This window comes from Brachybacterium sp. FME24, assembly GCF_014897705.1.
Classification (GTDB): domain Bacteria; phylum Actinomycetota; class Actinomycetes; order Actinomycetales; family Dermabacteraceae; genus Brachybacterium.
The window spans coordinates 49,684-68,781 of record NZ_JABUXV010000020.1 but is presented as its reverse complement, the minus strand read 5'-3'; the positions used below and the strand labels follow the sequence as shown (position 1 = coordinate 68,781).

General features: G+C 70.4%; 14 protein-coding genes. 8 read left to right on the top strand and 6 right to left on the bottom strand.

The annotated features are described in order from the left end of the window. Positions 1-84 precede the first annotated feature (84 nt). Entirely contained in the window at positions 85-1,578 is a 1,494-nt protein-coding gene (locus INT51_RS18755) for an NAD(P)/FAD-dependent oxidoreductase (protein ID WP_193106866.1), read from the bottom strand. A 120-nt stretch (positions 1,579-1,698) separates the two neighbouring features. On the opposite strand from INT51_RS18755, the gene INT51_RS18750 reads away from it, so the two are divergent. The 6 genes from INT51_RS18750 to INT51_RS18725 all read left to right on the top strand — a co-directional run bounded on the left by INT51_RS18750 (position 1,699) and on the right by INT51_RS18725 (position 8,894). Beyond that, positions 1,699-2,571 carry a siderophore-interacting protein gene (locus INT51_RS18750; RefSeq protein ID WP_193106865.1) on the top strand — a complete coding sequence of 291 codons (873 nt, stop codon included), beginning with the start codon at positions 1,699-1,701 and terminating at the stop codon, positions 2,569-2,571. Beyond that, positions 2,564-3,214, top strand: coding sequence for a DNA-3-methyladenine glycosylase I (locus INT51_RS18745; RefSeq protein ID WP_193106864.1), 651 nt, complete (start codon positions 2,564-2,566; stop codon positions 3,212-3,214). The genes INT51_RS18750 and INT51_RS18745 overlap by 8 nt, the downstream gene beginning before the upstream one ends. A 156-nt stretch (positions 3,215-3,370) precedes the next feature. After that, the gene (locus INT51_RS18740; RefSeq protein WP_193106863.1) at positions 3,371-4,693 is read left to right on the top strand and encodes an O-acetylhomoserine aminocarboxypropyltransferase/cysteine synthase family protein; all 1,323 of its coding nucleotides are present in this window, start codon (positions 3,371-3,373) and stop codon (positions 4,691-4,693) included. Positions 4,694-4,743: 50 nt separating this feature from the next. Beyond that, positions 4,744-5,898 carry an FAD-dependent oxidoreductase gene (locus tag INT51_RS18735; RefSeq protein WP_193106862.1) on the top strand — a complete coding sequence of 385 codons (1,155 nt, stop codon included), beginning with the start codon at positions 4,744-4,746 and terminating at the stop codon, positions 5,896-5,898. A gap of 89 nt (positions 5,899-5,987) precedes the next feature. Continuing rightward, positions 5,988-6,842, top strand: a complete 855-nt coding sequence (locus INT51_RS18730; RefSeq protein ID WP_193106861.1) for a PIG-L deacetylase family protein — start codon at positions 5,988-5,990, stop codon at positions 6,840-6,842. Between the two features lie 183 nt (positions 6,843-7,025). Next, positions 7,026-8,894, top strand: a complete 1,869-nt coding sequence (locus INT51_RS18725; RefSeq protein WP_193106860.1) for a transketolase — start codon at positions 7,026-7,028, stop codon at positions 8,892-8,894. Between the two features lie 74 nt (positions 8,895-8,968). Here INT51_RS18725 and INT51_RS18720 read toward each other — a convergent pair whose 3' ends face one another. The 4 genes from INT51_RS18720 to INT51_RS18705 form a co-directional block, all read right to left on the bottom strand. Beyond that, on the bottom strand, positions 8,969-10,447 hold the full coding sequence (locus INT51_RS18720) for a sugar porter family MFS transporter (RefSeq protein WP_193106859.1): 1,479 nt from the start codon (positions 10,445-10,447) through the stop codon (positions 8,969-8,971). A 137-nt stretch (positions 10,448-10,584) separates the two neighbouring features. Then, positions 10,585-11,817 carry a Fic family protein gene (locus INT51_RS18715; protein WP_193106858.1) on the bottom strand — a complete coding sequence of 411 codons (1,233 nt, stop codon included), beginning with the start codon at positions 11,815-11,817 and terminating at the stop codon, positions 10,585-10,587. Between the two features lie 150 nt (positions 11,818-11,967). Continuing rightward, positions 11,968-13,767, bottom strand: a complete 1,800-nt coding sequence (gene metG, locus INT51_RS18710; protein ID WP_193106857.1) for a methionine--tRNA ligase — start codon at positions 13,765-13,767, stop codon at positions 11,968-11,970. A gap of 33 nt (positions 13,768-13,800) precedes the next feature. After that, a complete protein-coding gene (locus INT51_RS18705) occupies positions 13,801-14,448 on the bottom strand; it encodes an HAD family hydrolase (RefSeq protein ID WP_193106856.1) in 648 nt (215 codons plus the stop codon). Between the two features lie 242 nt (positions 14,449-14,690). Between INT51_RS18705 and INT51_RS18700 the strand changes: the two genes are divergently transcribed. Continuing rightward, a complete protein-coding gene (locus INT51_RS18700; protein ID WP_193106855.1) occupies positions 14,691-16,262 on the top strand; it encodes an ATP-binding cassette domain-containing protein in 1,572 nt (523 codons plus the stop codon). Positions 16,263-16,375: 113 nt separating this feature from the next. Here INT51_RS18700 and INT51_RS18695 read toward each other — a convergent pair whose 3' ends face one another. After that, positions 16,376-17,152, bottom strand: coding sequence for a DUF899 family protein (locus INT51_RS18695; RefSeq protein ID WP_193106854.1), 777 nt, complete (start codon positions 17,150-17,152; stop codon positions 16,376-16,378). A 166-nt stretch (positions 17,153-17,318) separates the two neighbouring features. Between INT51_RS18695 and INT51_RS18690 the strand changes: the two genes are divergently transcribed. Beyond that, positions 17,319-18,707 (top strand): UTP--glucose-1-phosphate uridylyltransferase, encoded by a 1,389-nt coding sequence (locus INT51_RS18690; RefSeq protein WP_193106853.1) that lies wholly within the window; start codon positions 17,319-17,321, stop codon positions 18,705-18,707. Positions 18,708-19,098: the final 391 nt, after the last annotated feature.

The following is a 19,098-nucleotide window of genomic DNA, read 5'->3' as shown; positions in this document are numbered from 1 at the left end:
CACCCGAGGGGGCTCGACATATGTCACCGGCCCACGATGACCTCCTCGCGCTGCCCCGATGACTGCTGAGAACAGCACTCGCTCTCAGGCCGACGGGCCCAGGTCGGGCATCTCTCGGAGCCCGAACTCATGGCGCAGCACGCGCTGCGCCGCGTGCCAGCCGTTCATGCCGTGCACCCCGGGGCCGGGCGGCGTCGCCGCCGAGCACAGGTACCAGCCGGTGTCGGCCAGGCGGTACGGATCCCAGCGCGCCGTGGGGCGGGCGATCATGTCGTACATGGTCACGCGTCCCATGGAGATGTCGCCGCCCACCAAGGACGGGTTGTGCCGAGCCATATCGGCGGCGCTGATCCCCTGGGAGGCGACGACGACATCGCGGAATCCCGGGGCGAAGCGCTCGATCTGCGCCGTGACCAGTTCGGTGGGGTCCGTGGTGTCGCCGGCAGGCATATGTGCGTAGGTCCACAGGGGGCGCACTCCGCCCTGGATGCGGGACGGGTCGGCGATCGAGGGATCGCTGACCAGGGTCACCGGGTGCTGCGGGATGCGGCCCGCGGCGACCTCGGCCTCGGCGGCGGCCATCTGTCCGCGGGTGCCGCCCAGGTGCTGGGTGCCCGCGCGGCCCACGTCGGGATCCCGCCAGGGCACCGGCCCGGAGAGGACGAAGTCGACCTTCGCGGCGGCATTGCCGTGCGGGAAGCGGCGCAGCTGCGCCTCGAGGGAGCGGGGGAGGCGGTTGGCGAGGATCTCCGCCGCGGCGCCGGCCGTCGTATCCAGCAGCACGGCTCTCGCCGGCGGCACATCCCGCCACGTGCGCACCCGATGGCCGGTGATGATCTCGCCGCCGTGCGCGCGGAGGTCCGCGACCAGCGCATCGATGATCGCCTGGGAGCCGCCGACGGGGATCGGCCAGCCCACGCCGTGGGCGATCGTCCCGAGCAGCGCGGACGTCGCACTGAGCCCGAGAGAGGGAATGCGACCGATCGCGTGCGCCGCGACGCCGCTGAGCAGCGCCCGGGCCCGCTCGGTGCGGAACGGCAGATTCCAGGCCGGGGTCCCCTGCAGACCCAGCAGGGCGCCGAACAGGGGAGCGATCGTCAGGCTGTGCGGGCTCAGCACGGCGGGGGGAACCGAGCGCTTGTCCCCGAGCGCGAGCTCGACCACCAGATCCTGGTTCTTCGCCAGGGTGCCGAGCGTCGCTCGCCAGGTGGCGGCGTCGGCCCCGAGCCCGTCGGCCGTGCGCTCGGCGTCGTGCCAGGCGATCGCGGCGGGCTCGTCGTCCATCGGTTGCGCGTAGGAGGCTTCCGGGAGATTCATCTGCACACCGCGCGCGCGCACGTCGAAGGCGTCGAAGAAAGGGCTGGCGAGGGCGAGCGGGTGCACCGCGGAACAGATGTCGTGGATGACCCCGGGCGCGAGACCGAGATCGAGGGTGCGCGCACCGCCGCCGATCGTGTCCTGGGCCTCGAGCACCTGGACACGGAGTCCGGCGCGGGCGAGGGTGACGGCCGCAGCGAGGCCGTTGGGACCGGAGCCGACGACGACGGCGTCCACCTCCGCGGACGGGTATGCACTCATGGGCCCACCCTAGACGGCCGGGTCGGCAACCGCCGGATCACCATCGGACCGGACATGCGGGCCGTGCGATGTTCAGCTCCCTGCCATTTACGAAACACAGATGTCGCGTAATCTGGAGGGATGGAGACCACTGCTGCACTCACCACGCCTGCGCCCGCGGCCGCCACTGCTTCGGAAGGCGGCGCCCGGCCTCCCAAGAAGAAGCAGGCGGTGCTCGAGGTGATCAGCAAGACGCGCCTCACGCCCCGCCTGCTGCGCGTCACCCTCGGCGGGGAGATGTACTCCGAGCTGAACCGCAATCACCAGGCCGACGCCTACGTGAAGCTGCTGATCGCCGACCCGTCCACCGGCTTGCAGCCTCCGTACTATCTCGACGCACTGCGCGAGAACACTCCCGAGCTGCTGCCCGTGCGCCGTACCTACACGGTGCGCCACTGGGACGACGATGCCCGCACCCTGGACCTGGACTTCGTGCTGCACGGCCACGGCGAGGACAGCGGCGTCGCTGCCCGCTGGGCCGATGAAGCACTCCCTGGGGACCGCATCGCCCTCATGGGCGCCGGTGGCGGCTACACCCCCGAGGTCGACGCCGCCTCGCACCTGCTGATCGGTGACCACGCCTCGGTTCCCGCGATCGCCGCCTCGCTCGAGGTCATGGATGCGCAGGCCACCGGCCTGGTCCTGCTCCATCTCGACCACGAGGACGATGCCCTGGAGCTCGCACGTCCCGACGGGATCGAGCTGCGCTGGGTGATCGGCGAACGGGAGCAGCTGCTTCAGGCCGTGGCCGCGCTGGACCTGACAGCCCTCGACGGCCTCCAGGTGTTCTGCCATGCCGAGCGCGGACTGACCAAACAGCTGCGCCGGGTGCTCGTCAAGGACGCCGGGGTCCCGCGCGAGCAGATCTCGATCTCCGCCTACTGGGCACTGGGCCGGCTCGAGGACCAGTTCCAGGCCGAGAAGCGTGAGCCCATCGGGAAGATCGATGAGTGAGGCGGCGGCCCCTCTGATCGTCGGGCCGGACGGCCTGTCACGCCCGCTCTGGGCCTCGGTGCACGAGGACCTGCGCGAGTACTACGACACCGAGTGGGGCATGCCCGTGCGCGATGAGCACGGGGTCTTCGAGCGGCTCGCGCTCGAAGGCTTCCAGTCCGGCCTGTCCTGGGCGACGATCCTGCGCCGACGCGAGGGGTTCCGCCACGCCTTCGCCGGGTTCGATGTGGACGCCGTCGCCGCCTTCGGCCCCGAGCACGTCCAGACCCTCCTGCAGGACGAGGGAATCATCCGCCACCGTGGCAAGATCGAGGCGACGATCTCCAACGCCCGCGCCACGATCTCCCTGCGCAGCGCCGAGGGGATCGGAGCCCGCAGCGACCTCGGCCCCGGCGCCGATCTGGCCGACCTCGTCTGGTCCTACAGGCCCGAGCGCACCCCGCTGCCCACCGCACCCGCTGAGGTTCCCACCACGAGCGCCGAATCGATCGCGATGGCCAAGGAGCTCAAGCGCCGGGGCTTCCGCTTCGTCGGTCCCACGACGATGTTCGCGCTGATGGAAGCGCTCGGGGTGGTCGACACCCACCTGGTCGGCTCCCACCGTCGCGGCACCTCCGGAGTGTGGGCGGCCGACGGCACCTGAGCCTGGGACCGGCTCGGGGGTCGCTCGACCCGGTGAGCCGTGCAGCGCCACAGTTCGTCACAGATCTCGCCCCGCCTGCCCGCCGTCCCCGATGCTGATCCGAGCGTGATCGGTTCGCGATCACGGTGAAGGACGCATTCGCATCGGGGAGGCCACGTGAGCACTGCAGCGATCCACGCAGGCTGGAGAGCGGACGACATGCACGGCGCCGTCACGCCCCCGATCTACACCACCAGCGCCTACGCGCACAGAGACCACGATTCGCTCAAGGAGCTGTTCGCGCGCCGCTGCGACGGCTTCGCCTACTCGCGCTCCGGCAACCCCACCACCGCCGTGCTCGAGGAGCGCATCACCGCGCTCGAGGGTGGAATCGGCGCGATCGCGGTGGCCAGCGGCCAGGCCGCCACCACCATCGCCCTGTGCGCGCTGCTCGAGCCGGGCAGCCACCTCGTGGCCTCCGAGCTGCTCTACGGCGGCACCACCGAGTTCCTGGACGACACCCTGGCCGATCTCGCCGTGACGACCACCACCGTGGACCCCTGGGACCTGGACGCCTGGGAGCGCGCGATCACGGCCCACACCCGCGCCGTCATCGTCGAGTCGATCGCGAACCCCGGCGCGCAGCTCGTCGACCTCGACGCGATCAGCGCGATCGCCCACGCCCACGACGTGCCCGTCATCGTCGACGCCACGCTCTCCAGCCCCGCGCTGTACCGGCCCGGCGACCACGGGGCCGACGTGATCGTCCACTCCGCCACCAAGTACCTGTGCGGTCACGGCACCACCATCGCCGGGCTCATCGTCGACACCGGAAACTTCGACCCTCGGCGATGTCCCGAACGCTGGGCACGGCTGACCACCCCCAACCGACGCTTCGGCGTCACCTTCGCCGATGACTACGCTCGAGGTTGCTCGGGACTGCTGTCCTACGCCCGCGCCAAGTACGTCACCGACTTCGGGACCACCCTCCCGGCCACCAGCGCCCAGCAGATCCTCGTGGGCATCGAGACGCTCGACCTGCGGATGCGCAAGATCAGCGCCGATGCCGCCGCGCTGGCCTCCCGCCTGCACGGCTCGGGGGGCGTCGACCAGGTCAACCACCCCACCATCCCGGGCCGGGCCGACGCGATCCTCGCCGATCGGGACTTCCCCCGGGGCACCTCCGGAGTGTTCTCCGTGGACCTGAGCGGGGGAGAGGCTGCCGCCGCGGCCTTCTGCGACGCCCTGGAGCTGTTCACCCTCGCCGTGAACATCGGCGACGCTCGTTCCCTGGTCTGCCACCCGGGGACCACCACCCATTCCCATCTCACCGAAGCCCAGCGCCTGGCCTGCGGCGTGGGGCCCGGCACCGTGCGCCTCAGCATCGGCCTCGAGGACCTCGAGGACCTCTCCGAGGATCTCCAGCGGGGCCTGGCCGCCGCGAGGGCCGCCACGGCAGCTCGCACCAGACAGAGCCCGGTCCCCGCACACCACGGGTGACGCCGGTCGCGTCCGGGAACAGTCGGGACGTCACAGGGGTTCCGCACGGTATGGACTCCTTCGTGCGCACTGCCGACGTGGTGGTGATCGGCGCCGGTCAGGCGGGGCTGTCCGCTGCTTTCCACCTGCTGCGCCGGGGCCTGCGGCCGCTCGGGGACGCCGCGGCCGACGAGCGCACCTTCCTGGTGCTGGACGCGGAGGACGGCCCGGGAGGCGCCTGGCGCCACCGCTGGGACAGCCTCACCATGGCCACGGTCAACGGGATCCGCGAGCTGCCCGGCATGCCCGAGGTCGTCGCGGATCCCGCTGCGCCCTCCAACCAGGCTGTGCCGGCCTACTTCGCGGATTTCGAGCACCGCTTCGAGGTGCCTATCCAGCGCCCCGTGCGGGTCACCCTCGTCGAGGACGACCCCGCGGTCGCCGCCGACGCCGCCCCCGAGAGCGCGCCCCGGCCCGTGCTGCTGGTCCACTCCGTCGGCGCCGACGGTGAACGGCTGCCGCCGGTGCGGGCCCGCGCGATACTCAACGCCACCGGCACCTGGACCCGACCCTTCGTCCCCTCCTCCCCGGGCGCCGCGGACTTCCGCGGCCGCCAGCTGCACACCGTCGACTATGTGCGGGCGGAGGACTTCACCGGGCAGCGAGTGGCCGTCGTCGGCGGCGGAATCAGCGCCCTCGGATTCCTCCAGGAGATCGCCGAGGTCGCGGACACGCGCTGGTACACCCGCCGCGAGCCCGTCTTCGAGGATCGGCCGTTCACGGCGGAGCTCGGACGCGAGGCCGTCTCCGGGGTCATCGATCGGGTACGCCGCGGCCTTCCCGTACGCAGCGTGGTCTCCGCGACCGGGCTGGCGTGGACGCCGGAGCTGCGCGAGGCGGAACGACGCGGCATCCTCGCACGCCGCCCGATGTTCACGCGGATCACCACGACCGGTGTGCTCGAGGCCGACGGTACCGCGACCGACCTCGACGCGATCGTGTGGGCCACCGGATTCCGCCACGAGCTGCGGCACCTCAGGCCTCTCGCCCTGCACAACCGGCACGGCGGGATCGCCCTCGACGGCACCGCCGCAGCGGAGGATTCCCGGATCCACCTGCTCGGATACGGCCCCAGCGCCTCCACCATCGGGGCCAACCGGGCCGGACGCTCCGCCGTCAACGCGCTGATGAAGACGGTGGAGGCGGAGTTCGCTCCCGTGTCCTGACGTCGTCCCGATGTGACGGGCTGGCCCGCCCACCTGCCGGCCGGGCGTGCCTAGAGTGGGCTCCATCCGTCGGCCCCAGGAGGAGCGTCATGACCGAGCACGCAGAGCACGCCTCGAAGGCAGAGCACACCGCACCCGCAGAACACCCCGGTTCGGACTCCGGTCCGCCCGGGGACGCCGGCGCGGGGCAGCTCCTGCCCGCACTGCCCGAGCACGGGGTGCAGCGAGTGCTGTGCGTCGTCGCCCACCCCGACGACATGGAGTACGGCGCCTCGGCCGCCGTCGCAGCCTGGACCGCGGCCGGCATCTCGGTCACGTATCTGCTGCTGACCCGCGGAGAGGCCGGCATGGCCCAGGACCCGAGGACCGTCGCGCCGCTGCGCGCCCGGGAACAGCGCCATGCCTGCGACATCGTCGGCGTGCACGACCTGCGAATACTGGAGCACCCTGACGGCATGCTCGAGGCGACCCTGGGGCTGCGCCGCGACATCGCCCGCGTGGTGCGCCAGGTGCGACCGGACCTGGTGCTCACCACGAACTTCGACCTCGAGGCCTACGGCACGATCAACCAGGCCGATCACCGAGCCGCCGGGATCAGCGCGGTGGACGGCACCCGTGATGCCGCCAACCCCTGGGTGTTCCGGGAGCTGCGAGAGCAGGAGGGTCTGGAGCCGTGGACCGCCCGCGCCCTGCTCGTGGTCGGCCACCCCGACCCGACCCATGCGAAGGGCGTCGACGACGACGAGGTGCAGGCCGCGGTGGACTCGCTCAGCGCCCACGAGGCCTACTTGGAGCACGTCACCGGCCATCCCGCACCGAGCGCCTTCATCCCCGAGATCCTGCGGGCGGGCGGCGCAGCTGCTGGGACGGCCCACGCCGTCACGATGCGAGTCACGGACCTCGGCGGCCTCGGCGGATCGGACCCGGACGAGGACCTCGTCTGAGGACCGTGCCTGAATGACCCGCCGGAGTACCCTCTCCGATCCCGCGACCTGGACCGCTCGGTCGTCCCGTGCCATTGCCGCGTGCGTGACCGGCTCCTAGTGTGGTGGATACCCAGGACGACGAACCACGGGCCCACGGCGCCGGTCATCACTGCGCGCCCGGCCTCCGGGAAGGAGTAGTCCATGACCACCACCACCCACGAGCGGATCGACCTCTCGCAGATCCCCGAGCTCGCCGCGCAGCTGCGAGTCGACTCGATCCGCTCCTCCACGAGCGCGGGATCCGGGCACCCCACTTCCAGCATGTCCGCAGCCGATCTGCTGGCCACCCTGATGGCCCGACACCTGCGCTACGACTGGGACGACCCGGAGGCACCCGGCAACGACCACCTGGTCTTCTCCAAGGGTCACGCTTCCCCGCTGCTCTACGCCGCGTACAAGGCGGCTGGAGTCGTCTCCGACGAGGAGCTCATGACTGGCTATCGTCGCTTCGATGAGCGCCTCGAAGGCCACCCCACCCCGGTGCTGCCCTGGGTCGATGTCGCCACCGGCTCGCTCGGTCAAGGACTGCCCGACGGCGTCGGGATCGCCCTGTCCGGCAAGTACCTCGAGCAGTCGCCCTATCGGGTATGGGTGCTGTGCGGCGACAGCGAGCTGGCCGAAGGTTCCATGTGGGAGGCGCTGGACAAGGCGTCCCACTACGGCCTGACGAATCTGGTCACTCTCGTCGATGTGAACCGGCTCGGGCAGCGCGGCCCCACCGACCTGGAATGGGATCTCGAGGCGTACCGGCGCCGGGTCGAGGGCTTCGGGGCCCGCGCCCTGGTCATCGACGGTCACGACATCGACCAGATCGACGGGGCGCTGGCCGAGGCGGATTCCGATCTCGACAAGCCCCTGGTGATCCTCGCCAGGACCGTCAAGGGCAAGGGATACGCCGAGGTCGAGGACGCCGATGGCTGGCACGGCAAGCCGCTGCCGCAGGACAAGGCGGACGAGGCGATCGCCGAGCTCGGCGGTCGGCGCGACCTCCTCGTGCGCGGACCCCGGCCGCCCCAGGTGGATCGCCCCGCACCCGAGGTGGACGCCGTGAACCTGCCGACTTTCGAGGTGGGCGAGGAGGTCGCGACCAGGAAGGCCTATGGGGCGGCCCTGGCAGCACTCGGGGATGCTGACTCGCGAGTGGTGGCTCTGGACGGTGAGGTCTCCAACTCCACCGGGACCGGGACCTTCGTCGAGAAGCACCCGGAGCGCTTCTTCGAGATGTTCATCGCGGAGCAGCAGATGGTGGCCGCCGCGACCGGTCTGTCCACCCGTGGGCACATCGCCTTCGCTTCGTCGTTCGCCGCCTTCCTGACCCGTGCCGCGGACTTCCTGCGGATGGCGCCGATCTCCCGCGTGGATCTGCGGATGGTCGGGTCCCATGCCGGGGTCGAGATCGGTGCTGACGGCCCCTCCCAGATGGGCCTGGAGGACCTGGCGCTGTTCGCCGCGATCCAGGACTCCACGGTGCTCTACCCGGCCGACGCCACCTCCACGGCCGCTCTGGTCGCACGGATGGCCGAGACCTCGGGAGTGAGCTACCTACGCACCACCCGCGGTGCCTACCCGGTGCTCTACGACTCGGGAGAGGACTTCCCCGTCGGGGGCTCGAAGACTCTCGTGCAGTCCGAGCACGACGATGTCACCCTCATCGCTGCGGGCGTGACCGTCCACGAGGCGCTCTCCGCGGCCGCGACGCTCGCCGAGCAGGGCACCAGGGTGCGCGTGCTCGACGCCTATTCGATCAAGCCGATCGATGTCGAGGGCATCAGCGCCGCCGTGGAAGCGACCGGGGGACGGGTGGTCGTCGTCGAGGACCACCACGCCGAGGGCGGGCTCGGGGCCGCAGTCCTCGCCGCCCTGGCCACGGCACCGATCACGGATCTGCATCTGGCGCACCTCGCGGTCGACGGCGTGCCCGGTTCAGGGACCAGCGCCGAGCTGCTCGACTGGGCCGGAATCGACGCGACTCACATCGTCCGCGCCGCGCGCAGCCTGCTGGAGGCCTGACCCAGCACGCCACGACGGCCGCCCCTGATCGAGGATCAGGGGCGGCCGTCGTCCTGTCGCTCGAGCGTTCTGGGTCAGGCGCTCTCGGCGTCCTTGGCTCCCTTGCCCTGGCGTCCCAGCTGCAGGTCCTCCATGTCCTCCAGCTCACGGTCCTTCGTCTCCGGGACCCATAGGTACACGAACAGGAGACTGAGCAGCGCGAATGCTGCGTACAGGCCGTAGGCGAAGCTCAGGCCGATGTTCGACAGGGACGGGAAGCTCGCGGAGACCGTCCAGTTCGCGGCCCACTGCGCGGCGGCCGCGACGGCCAGTGCGGAGGCGCGGATGCGATTGGGGAACATTTCGCCCAGGAGCACCCACACCAACGGTCCCCAGGTGGTACCGAAGAACATGACGAAGGCATTGGCGCTGATCAGGGCCACTGCAGCCCATGGCTGGCCAAGGGTGACGGCGTCGGATCCGGCTGCGGTCTCGCCGAAGGAGAAGGCCAGTGCCATGAGTCCGAGGGACACGGCCATGCCGGCGGAGCCGACCAGCAGCATGAGGCGACGCCCGACCTTGTCCACCAGAACGATCGCGATGATCGTCGCAATGATATTCATGATCGAGGTGATCGTGCTGGTGAGCAGCGCCTGCGACTCGTCGAAGCCCACGGACTGCCACAGCGTGGTCGAGTAGTAGAAGATCACGTTGATGCCCACGAGCTGCTGGAACAAGGACAGCAGGATGCCGAGCCACACGATGGGCTTGAGCCCGAAGCGTCCGCCGAGGAGGTCGCGCAGACTCTCCTTGTCCTCACGCTCGAGCGTGTGGCGGATCTGCTGGATCTTCAGGTTGACGTCGAGCTCGCCCGTGAAGTCGTACAGGACCCGCGAAGCCTTGTCGAGGTCTCCCTTGCCGATCAGGTAGCGCGGGGACTCCGGCAGGAACAGCGCCATGATCCCGTAGACCGCGGCGGGGATCGCTTCGAGCATGAACATCCAGCGCCAGGCGTCGATTCCGAACCAGAAGGATTCAGCAGACCCACCGGCTGAATTCGCCAGCAGAGCGTTGGACAGGAGTGCGACGAAGATGCCCAGCACGATCGCGAGCTGCTGGAGGGAGCCCAGGCGTCCGCGGAACTTCGCGGGCGCGACCTCGGCGATGTACGCGGGGGCGATGACGCTGGCCGCACCGACGCCGAGACCGCCGACCACTCGCCACACGATGAGGTCCCACACTCCGAAGGCCAGGCCGGAGCCGATGGCGGAGATGAAGAACAAAGTCGCGGCGATCACCATGACCGGGATGCGACCATAACGGTTCGACAGACTCCCGGCGAACCAGGCACCGAGCGCGCAGCCGAGGAGAGCGGAGGAGACCGCGAAGCCGGTGAGACCGGCGCCGAGGGCGAATTCGTCGGACAGGGCGTTGACGGCGCCGTTGATCACCGAGGTATCGAAGCCGAACAGGAAGCCGCCGATCGCGGCGGCGACGCTGATGACGATCACCTTCGGGTTCAGATGCTGTATGTGGTGCGCCGTGGAGCCGGCGGACTGCTCGGGTGAGGACATGAGAAGGGTTCCTCCGCGTCGGGGTCGAGGATGCTGCCACGCTATACCCGGCGTGGCCAGCGCGTACTACCGAGCGTTCATGACCATGGCAGCGTCGAGATCGCGACCGGCGGGGATGGGCAGCACGTCAGGGTCTCTCAGGCCTGCCGGCGCACCTGCGCGGCGTAGTCGTCCAGCACCCCGAGGATCCCGGAGTGCTGCCACACCCGGTGGCGACTGCGACCGGTAGCCTCCCGCAGCACGCCCGCTGCCGTGAGCTGCGCGAGGGCGCGCTGCGCGGTCATCGCGCTGACGCCCAGAATCCGCTGCAGGTGCGCCGCATTCACGATTGGCTGCCCGACGAGCAGGGGCAGGACCCTCCAGGCCAGGGCATGGCGGCGCACCCCCTCGAGCTGCTCGCGAGAGGCGTCGAGCTGGGCGGCGAGGTCGTCGACCAATCGGGTACCGGTGGCTGCGGCGTACCGGGCGGCCCGGGAGAACTGCTCGACGATGGCCCGGGCGTCACCAGCCCGATACGCGGTCAGGGCGTCGGTGTATCCGGTCAGGTCCGTGAGGAGTCCGGCCGATACCGGGGCAGTGGTGGCGGTGAGCAGGCCCTTGCCGGTCAGCATGGCGTGGACCAGCGCGCGCCCGGTGCGGCCGTTGCCGTCGGTGAACGGATGGATCGTCTCGAACTGTGCGTGGGCGATCGCGGCGTGGACCAGCACCGGCAGGTCCTCGCGGGCGATGAACGCGAGGAGATCGGACATCGCCGCCGGCACGAGGTCGGCTTCCGGGGCGATGTGCGCGGCGCCCAGGGGGCTCAGGCCACTGCGGCCCACCCACACCAGCTGCTCGCGAAGTCGGCCCGCGGCGGGATCCCCGGTCAGCAGCTCCGCCTGCATGCTCAGCACCGCGCCGAGGTCCAGGTCGGAGGCAAGACGCAGCGCCGCTTCCATCGTGCGCACGTTCGCGACCACGGCGCGGGCATTCGCACTGCGGGACTCCTCGAGCTCCGCGAGCGCCAGCTGGCGGGCGCCGACGGTGAGGTCCTCGATCTGTGAGGAGGACGCTGATTCCGTGCGGAGCAGGACTGCGCTCATCGGCCCGAGGGCGGGATTGTCGGCTCCGAGCCGCGTGGTTGCGTGCGCACCGAAGGCGGTCAGGGCAGTCTCGGCGTCGGCGACGTCGGCCGCGAGGTCACCGGGCAGTGCCAGCGCCAGGCCGGGCCCGCCCGCTTCCGAGGACAGCGAGGCAGGCACTGTCGACGCGTAGGGACCGCTGCCGCGAGCACGTGCAGAGCGAGAGGCGAGGCCGTCGTCCGTCACGCGCCAGGTTCCCGTGCGCCGACCGGTGGCCGGGACGGGAAGTGGGTCAGGAAGTGTTCCCATGACGTCAGTGTAGTAACACTTTCGTAGAAAAGTGTTACTCGGTGAGGGGCTGAGTCACAGATCCGCGGCGATCTGCTGGCAGACGGCGACGGCTCCTGTCGATTCCCGCAGCCGGGGGCGACAGAAGCCGTCGGAACTCAGCGGAGCTGCTCAGTGGTCAGCTGCGGCCTCGAGGCGCTCGATCTCCTGCTCCGCGATCACCGGGTCGAGCTTCACGAAGATCGGGGTGGGCTTGACGACCTTCTGCCCCACGCCGACGGCATGATGTGCCCAGGCCGGCACGTCCGTGTAGTCGCCGGTGATGATCGGGTACGCGGGGCCGCCGTCGAGGTCCTCGACCTCCACGATGTGCGGCATCGGGGCGAGCTGACGATCCCCGCCCAGCGCCTTCTCCACGGCGTTCGCGGACTGCGGCAGGAACGGGGCCATCATCGTGTTGAGGTCGGTGACGGCCTGCGCGAGGACGTGCAGCACGGTCAGCAGGCGCGGACGCTGCTCCTCGGCCTTCATCTTGAACGGCTCGGTCTCGGAGACATAGCGGTTGGCCTCGCCGACCAGGCGCATGATCTCGGCGATCGCGGCGCGCTGACGGTGTGCCTCGATGAGACCTCCGACAGTGCCGAACCCCTCGCGGACCGCCCGCAGCAGCGCCTCGTCGACCTCCTCGAACTCCCCGGCGGCCGGGATCTCGCCGACGTTCTTGGCGATCATCGCGGCGGTGCGGTTGACGAGATTTCCCCACCCGGCGACCAGCTCGTTGTTGGTGCGCGAGACGAAGTCGACCCAGGTGAAATCGGCGTCCTGGTTCTCCGGGCCGGCGGCCGAGATGAAGTAGCGTAATGCGTCGGGCTGATAGCGCGCCAGCACGTCGCGCACGTAGATCACGATCCCCTTGGAGGAGGAGAACTTCTTGCCCTCCATGGTGAGGAACTCGCTGGAGACGACTTCGGTGGGAAGGGTCAGCTCCCCGAACGCCCCGGGCTCGCCGCCCTTGTCCCCCTTGCCGTTCTGAGCGATCATCTCCGCCGGCCAGATCTGGGAATGGAAGACGATGTTGTCCTTGCCCATGAAGTAGTAGGCGAGGGTCTCGGGATCGTTCCACCACTTCCGCCATGCCTCGGGGTCACCGGAGCGGCGCGCCCACTCGATCGAGGAGGAGAGATAGCCGATGACAGCGTCGAACCACACGTACAGGCGCTTGTTCGGCTGGTCCTCCCAGCCCGGCACCGGGATGCCCCAGTCGATGTCGCGGGTCATCGCACGCGGCTTGATGTCGTCGAGGATGTTCTGGCTGAAGCGGATCACATTCGGGCGCCACAGACCGGTGTCCTCGCGCTCGTCCAGCCAGCGGCCCAGCTCACCGGCCAGCGCCGGGAGATCCAGGAACCAGTGCGACGTCTCCACGAACTGCGGGGTCTCGCCGTTGATGCGGGAGACCGGATCGATGAGATCCGTCGGATCGAGCTGATTGCCGCAGGTATCGCACTGGTCGCCGCGGGCGCCGCCGGCCCCGCAGATCGGACAGGTGCCCTCGATGTAGCGGTCCGGCAGGGTACGGCCGGTCGACGGGGAGATCGCGCCCGAGGTGGTCTTCTCGACCATGTACCCGTTGTCCCGCACGGTCACGAACATGTCCTGGACGACCTGGAAGTGATTGCGGGTCGTGGTGCGGGTGAACAGATCGTACGAGAGACCGAGCGCGACGAGGTCCTCGACGATGAGGCGGTTGTTGCGGTCGGCGAGCTCGCGGGCGGTGATGCCCTCCTTGTCCGCCTCGACCAGGATCGGAGTGCCGTGCTCGTCGGTGCCGGAGACCATGAGCACGTCGTTGCCGGCCATGCGCATGTAGCGCGAGAAGACGTCGGAGGGGACACCGAAACCGGCGACGTGGCCGATGTGACGGGGACCGTTGGCATACGGCCAGGCGACCGCGGACAGGACTGTGCTCATGGGAGTCGATTCTAGGGGAGGTGGCGGTCGCCATCAGACGGTTCGGTGCCGCAGCGCGTGCCAGCCGAAGCTCTCGGCCGCGCGCACATGGCCCGCGGAGTCGTCGAGGAAGACGATCTGATCCGGGCGCAGGCTCGTGGCGAGCTCCTCCTCGATGCGGTCATGCGCCCGTGCGAAGGCCATCGAATCGGGCTTCGCGGCGCCGAGGTCCGCCGAATTCAGCAGGAATCGTCGATCCTCACCGAGGAACGGGGCCAGGCCCAGGTCCTCCAGCTCCTGGGGCACCCGGTCGGTGCCGTTGGTCAGCACGAACACTCCGAGTCCCGCCGCTCGCAGCGCCTCCAGCTCCACGAGGACCTCGCGATCGATGCGGGCGGGGGAGGCCAGCCACGTGCGGATCGCGGTGTCTGCCGCCTCCGGAGTGCTGCCGGCCGCGACCAGCTCGCCGGCGGCGCGCCCCTGCCACTGGCGGTGAGTGCCGCGTCCCCGCACCACCTCGTCGAGGAAGGGATGGCCGAGCACTGCGGCGAAGGCCGTGCCCTCGGGGGTCCCGGCGACGGCGTCGAGCTCGGCCCACAGGGACGGGTCGAAGATCCGCAGCACCCCGTCGAGGTCCGAGACCACGGCCTGGACGGGGTGGTCCCGGACGAGGTCGCGCAGCTGCTGCAGGGACGTGGTCATCGCGCCATCGTACGAAGGGGGCGGCGAGGACCGGCGCCCGCGAATATTCGCGTGACACCCCTCGGCCGTCACCCTACGGTGGGCCCCATGTCGATCTCCTGCCTGTGCTTCGCGACCGTCGCACTTCGCCCCCGCGCCCGCCGCTGACGGCGGCGCCCCAGCACACCCTCGCGCTGTCGTCCGGATCCTGACCGGGCGGCCCTCCGCAGCTTGCCCGGTGACCTCTCACCGGAAGGCACGACATGACCACGCACACCCCTGTTCACACAACGTCACATACCGCCCATCTGCGTGCGCGCAACCTCCATCTCGCCCGCGGCGGCCGCGTGCTCCTGCGCGGGGTGGACCTCACCCTCGCACCCGGTGACCGGCTCGCCGTGGTGGGCGAGAACGGCCGGGGCAAGACCACTCTCCTCGAGGCGCTCAGCGGCGACCTCGACCCCGACCTCGGCACGGTCCAGCGGCACGGGACCCTCGGCGTCGTACGCCAGGAGCTCGTGGTCGCTGACGACGACCACCGCACCATCGGCGATCTGCTGGATGACCTGCTGGCTCGCCCTCTCGGCGCCGTGCGTGAGCTCGATGAGGCGGCGGACGCGCTCACCGGCGATCTCGGTTCCCAGGCGATGAGTCGGTACGACGCCGCGCTGGCGACAGCGACGGCGATCGATGCCTGGGACGCCCCGCGCCGACTCGAGGTGGCTCTCACGGAGGTCGGCGCGCTCACCGACCGCCACCACAGGCTGGCCGCGATGTCCGTGGGCCAGCGCTATCGGGTGAGACTGGTGGGGGTCATCGCGGCCCGCGACGACCTCCTCCTGCTGGACGAGCCGACGAACCATCTCGATGTACGCGGCCTCGACCACCTCGCCCGCGCGCTGCGGGAGCATCCAGGGGCCGCCGCGATCGTCTCCCACGACCGGGCCCTGCTCGCGGACGTCGCCACCGGCTTCCTCGATCTCGACCCCAGCAGCGACGGCAGCGCCCTCCTGGTCAGCGGAGGTCTCCAGCAGTGGCAGGAGGCCCGCCGGCGACGCCGCGCGGCCTGGGAGGACGCGTATCGGGCACAGCAGGACGAGCACGACCGCCTCCACTCCCGCGCGGACGCCGCCCGGTCCCGGCTCTCGACCGGATGGCGTCCCGACAAGGGGACGGGAAAGCACCAGCGCCAGAGCCGGGCGCCGGGAGTGGTCAGGGCGCTGAACGAGCGCATCGACGAGCTCCAGGAGCATCGTCTCGAAGTCCCGTCACCGCCGCCCCGGCTGACGCTCCCTCCCTCGTCCACGGCGCCGGGATCCCCGCTGCTGCGGGCCGACCAGGTGCGCGTCGATCGCTCGGACGCCACGGACACAACGGGCACGGCACCGGCCACGGGCCGGCCGCACCGATTGGCCGAGACCACGCTCCGGCTCGAGGGCGGTGACCGCCTGCTGGTGGTGGGCCCGAACGGTGCCGGGAAGACGACCCTCCTGCAGGTGCTCGGTGGGCAGATGGCACCGTCGGCCGGCGCCGTGCGCAGGCTGGGTGGTGCGCACATCGGGATGCTCGCGCAGGAGGACGAGGGCCATTCAGGGCCTCCGACGATGCACCGGGGCAGCCCGGGGGAGCGACGACGGCGCGAACTGGCCGGGCTGTTCGCCGCTCGACCCGACGTGCTGCTGCTGGACGAGCCCACCAACCACCTGGGCATCAGCGGCGTCGATGATCTGCTCTCAGCCCTCGAGGACAGTCCGGCGGCGGTCGTCCTCGCGACCCACGACCGGTCCGTGCTGCGCGCCCTCGCTCACTGGCCGCGGCTCGAGCTGGGTGGCTGAGAGGCGACGGCAGGAGGGCCGGGCCCGTGACGAGCGGTGCGGCCGAGGAGATTCCCTCCCCGCCGGGCACAGCGTTCCTCGGGGCCGTCCCGGCAGGCGGGGCGCTGAGGATGTCAGGAATGGCTGCCCTGGCGGCCGAGGGTCGCCTGCGCGTCCGCGCCGGGCCGGGTCCACTGGGGGACCGGCCGGCCCGTCGGCCCCCAGGTGGCGTTGCCGTCCACGTCCGTGCGCCAGTACCAGCACGGGTCGTGGGCGGCCGCGCGGCCCTCCGGCATGTCCTGCCAGGCCTCGCCGCGACCGTAGGGTGTGAGGTCCAGCAGGCCCAGCGTGGGATCGGCGATCTCGCTTCCGCGTCCGGTGGTCGCATAGGTGAGGTACACGCTCTCGCCGTCGCGCAGGAACGACCTGAAGTAGCCCATGTCGCCGCCGATCGGCTCCTCGATGTCCCGCACGCTGTACCAGGGTTCGGTGTACCCCATGAACTCCACGAACGGGGCCACCTCCTCCCATGCACCCGTCGTGAGGACCGCGAAGGAGACCCCGCGGGCGCGCAGGTATGAGGCGTCGTGCAGATGCCAGACGGTCATCGTGCAGCCCTCGCACTGGCCCTGGTGGGGTGCGCCGTCCCACCACATGTGCTGGTAGATCATCAGCTCGTCGCGCCCGGCGAAGAGGTCGCGGAAGGGGACGGCGCCATCAGGTCCCACCACCTGGGTGTCTCCGTCGACCTCGACCATCGGGAGCCGCCGTCGCTCCGCGGCGAGGGCATCGCCCGCCCGGGTGTGCGCCTTCTCGCGCACCAGCAGCTCATCGCGCAGTGCTTGCCAGGTGGCCCGGTCGACGACCTGGGGCAGGCCGGGTCGGGTGGGGTTTGCCTCGGGAGCGGTCATGGTGTCCTCCTGGGATCCAGCGACGGACGACGGTGCCCGTCGCGCTCCGCCCCCCAGTCAAGCACTGGGCGGTCGACAGGGAAAGGGCGGCGGACAGGGGAAGGGCGCCCGACGGGGGAGGGGCCAGGCGGCCCGAACGGAGCGTCGGCCCGGATACCCTGGAGTCATGAGCACCGAAGGACTCTCCGCAGCACAGAAGAAGATGGCCGATGCAGGGGTCGCGCAGACCGCGATCGACGTCTTCTCCCACTACTACGGTCAGCTCGAGGACGGCGTCACCGGCTCCATCCCCGAAGGCACGATCGATCCGTACCTCGACCCGCCACTGCTCGAGGACGTGAAGATCGACCCCGCCCATGCCAAGGGGATCTTCGACCAGCTGGCCATCATCAACCTCAACGGCGGCCTGGGCACCTCGATGGGCTTGGACCAGGCCAAGTCGCTGCTGCCGGTGCGTGAGGGCAAGACCTTCCTCGACATCATCGTCGAGCAGGTCCTCGCCGCGCGTCAGGGCACAGGATCCCGCCTGCCGCTGATCTTCATGAACTCCTTCCGCACACGCGAGGACACCCTCGAGGTGCTCGAGAAGTACCCGGATCTGCGCGTCGGCGATCTCCCGCTGGACTTCCTGCAGAACAAGGAGCCCAAGCTGCGCGTGGACGACCTCACCCCGGTCACCTGGGAGGAGGACCCGACCCTGGAATGGTGCCCGCCGGGGCACGGCGACATCTACACCGCCCTGCAGACCTCCGGCCTGCTCCAGCAGCTGCTGGACGCGGGCTTCAAGTACGCCTCGGTCTCCAATTCCGACAACCTAGGCACTGTCCCGAGCCCGGTGATCGCCTCGTGGTTCGCCTCCACCGGCGCCCCCTACGCCGCGGAACTGTGCCGCCGCACGCCGGCCGATCGCAAGGGCGGTCACCTCGCCGTCCGAAAGTCTGATGGACGCCTCATCCTGCGTGATACCGCGCAGACCCCGGAGGAGGAGATGGACTTCTTCACCGATGAGCACCGGCACCCGTTCTTCCACACGAACAATCTGTGGTTCGACCTCGAGCAGATGGACGCCGTGCTCAAGGAGCGCAGCGGCGTCATGGGCCTGCCGCTCATCCGCAACGAGAAGACCGTGGATCCCGCCGACAAGAGCACCACCCCCGTCTACCAGATCGAGTCCGCGATGGGCGCGGCGATCGAGGTGTTCGACGGCGCGACCGCGCTCGTCGTGGGCCGGGACCGGTTCTTGCCCGTCAAGGCGACCAGCGACCTGCTGCTGGTGCGCTCCGACGCCTACACCCTGGATGATCGCGGCGCGCTGGTCCAGCAGGTCGAGGAGGTGCCGACGGTCGCGCTCCATGCCGACTCGTACAAGCTGATCCAGGACTTCGAGCCGAGGTTCGCCAACGGTGTGCCCTCTCTCAAGGAAGCCGTGAGCCTCGACGTGCAGGGGAACTGGACCTTCGGCGCCGACGTCAGCGTGGTCGGCGACGCGGTGCTCGGCGAGGAAGGCGGCGAGGTGCCCGAGGGAGCCCGCGTCGGCACCGTCAGCACCTCCTGACCTCAGCAGGCCCCGCCACCGAGCCCGGCCACGTCGCCTTGCGACGCCGTCTCGCTCCGTCACGTCGCCTCGCCACCGAGCCCGGTCACGTCGCCCTGCGCCGCCGCCTCGCTCCGTCACGTCGCCTCGCCACCGAGCCCGGTCACGTCGCCTCGCGACGCCGTCTCGCTCCTTCACCTCGCCTCGCAAACGTGCCTGCCACGCCCCTCCCCGCTACGCCGCGCCGCGAGGGGCGCATGGTGAGGATGACGGGAGATATATCGGCCGTTGCGACCTTGGGCACCTCTTTGGTGGCTGAAGGGGTGCCCAAGGTCGCACGCCTAAGGTGCTGAGCTCCTGACGCTGCGGGGTCGACGCTCTACTTCGCGTCGGTCGTGTGGCGGCATGACCG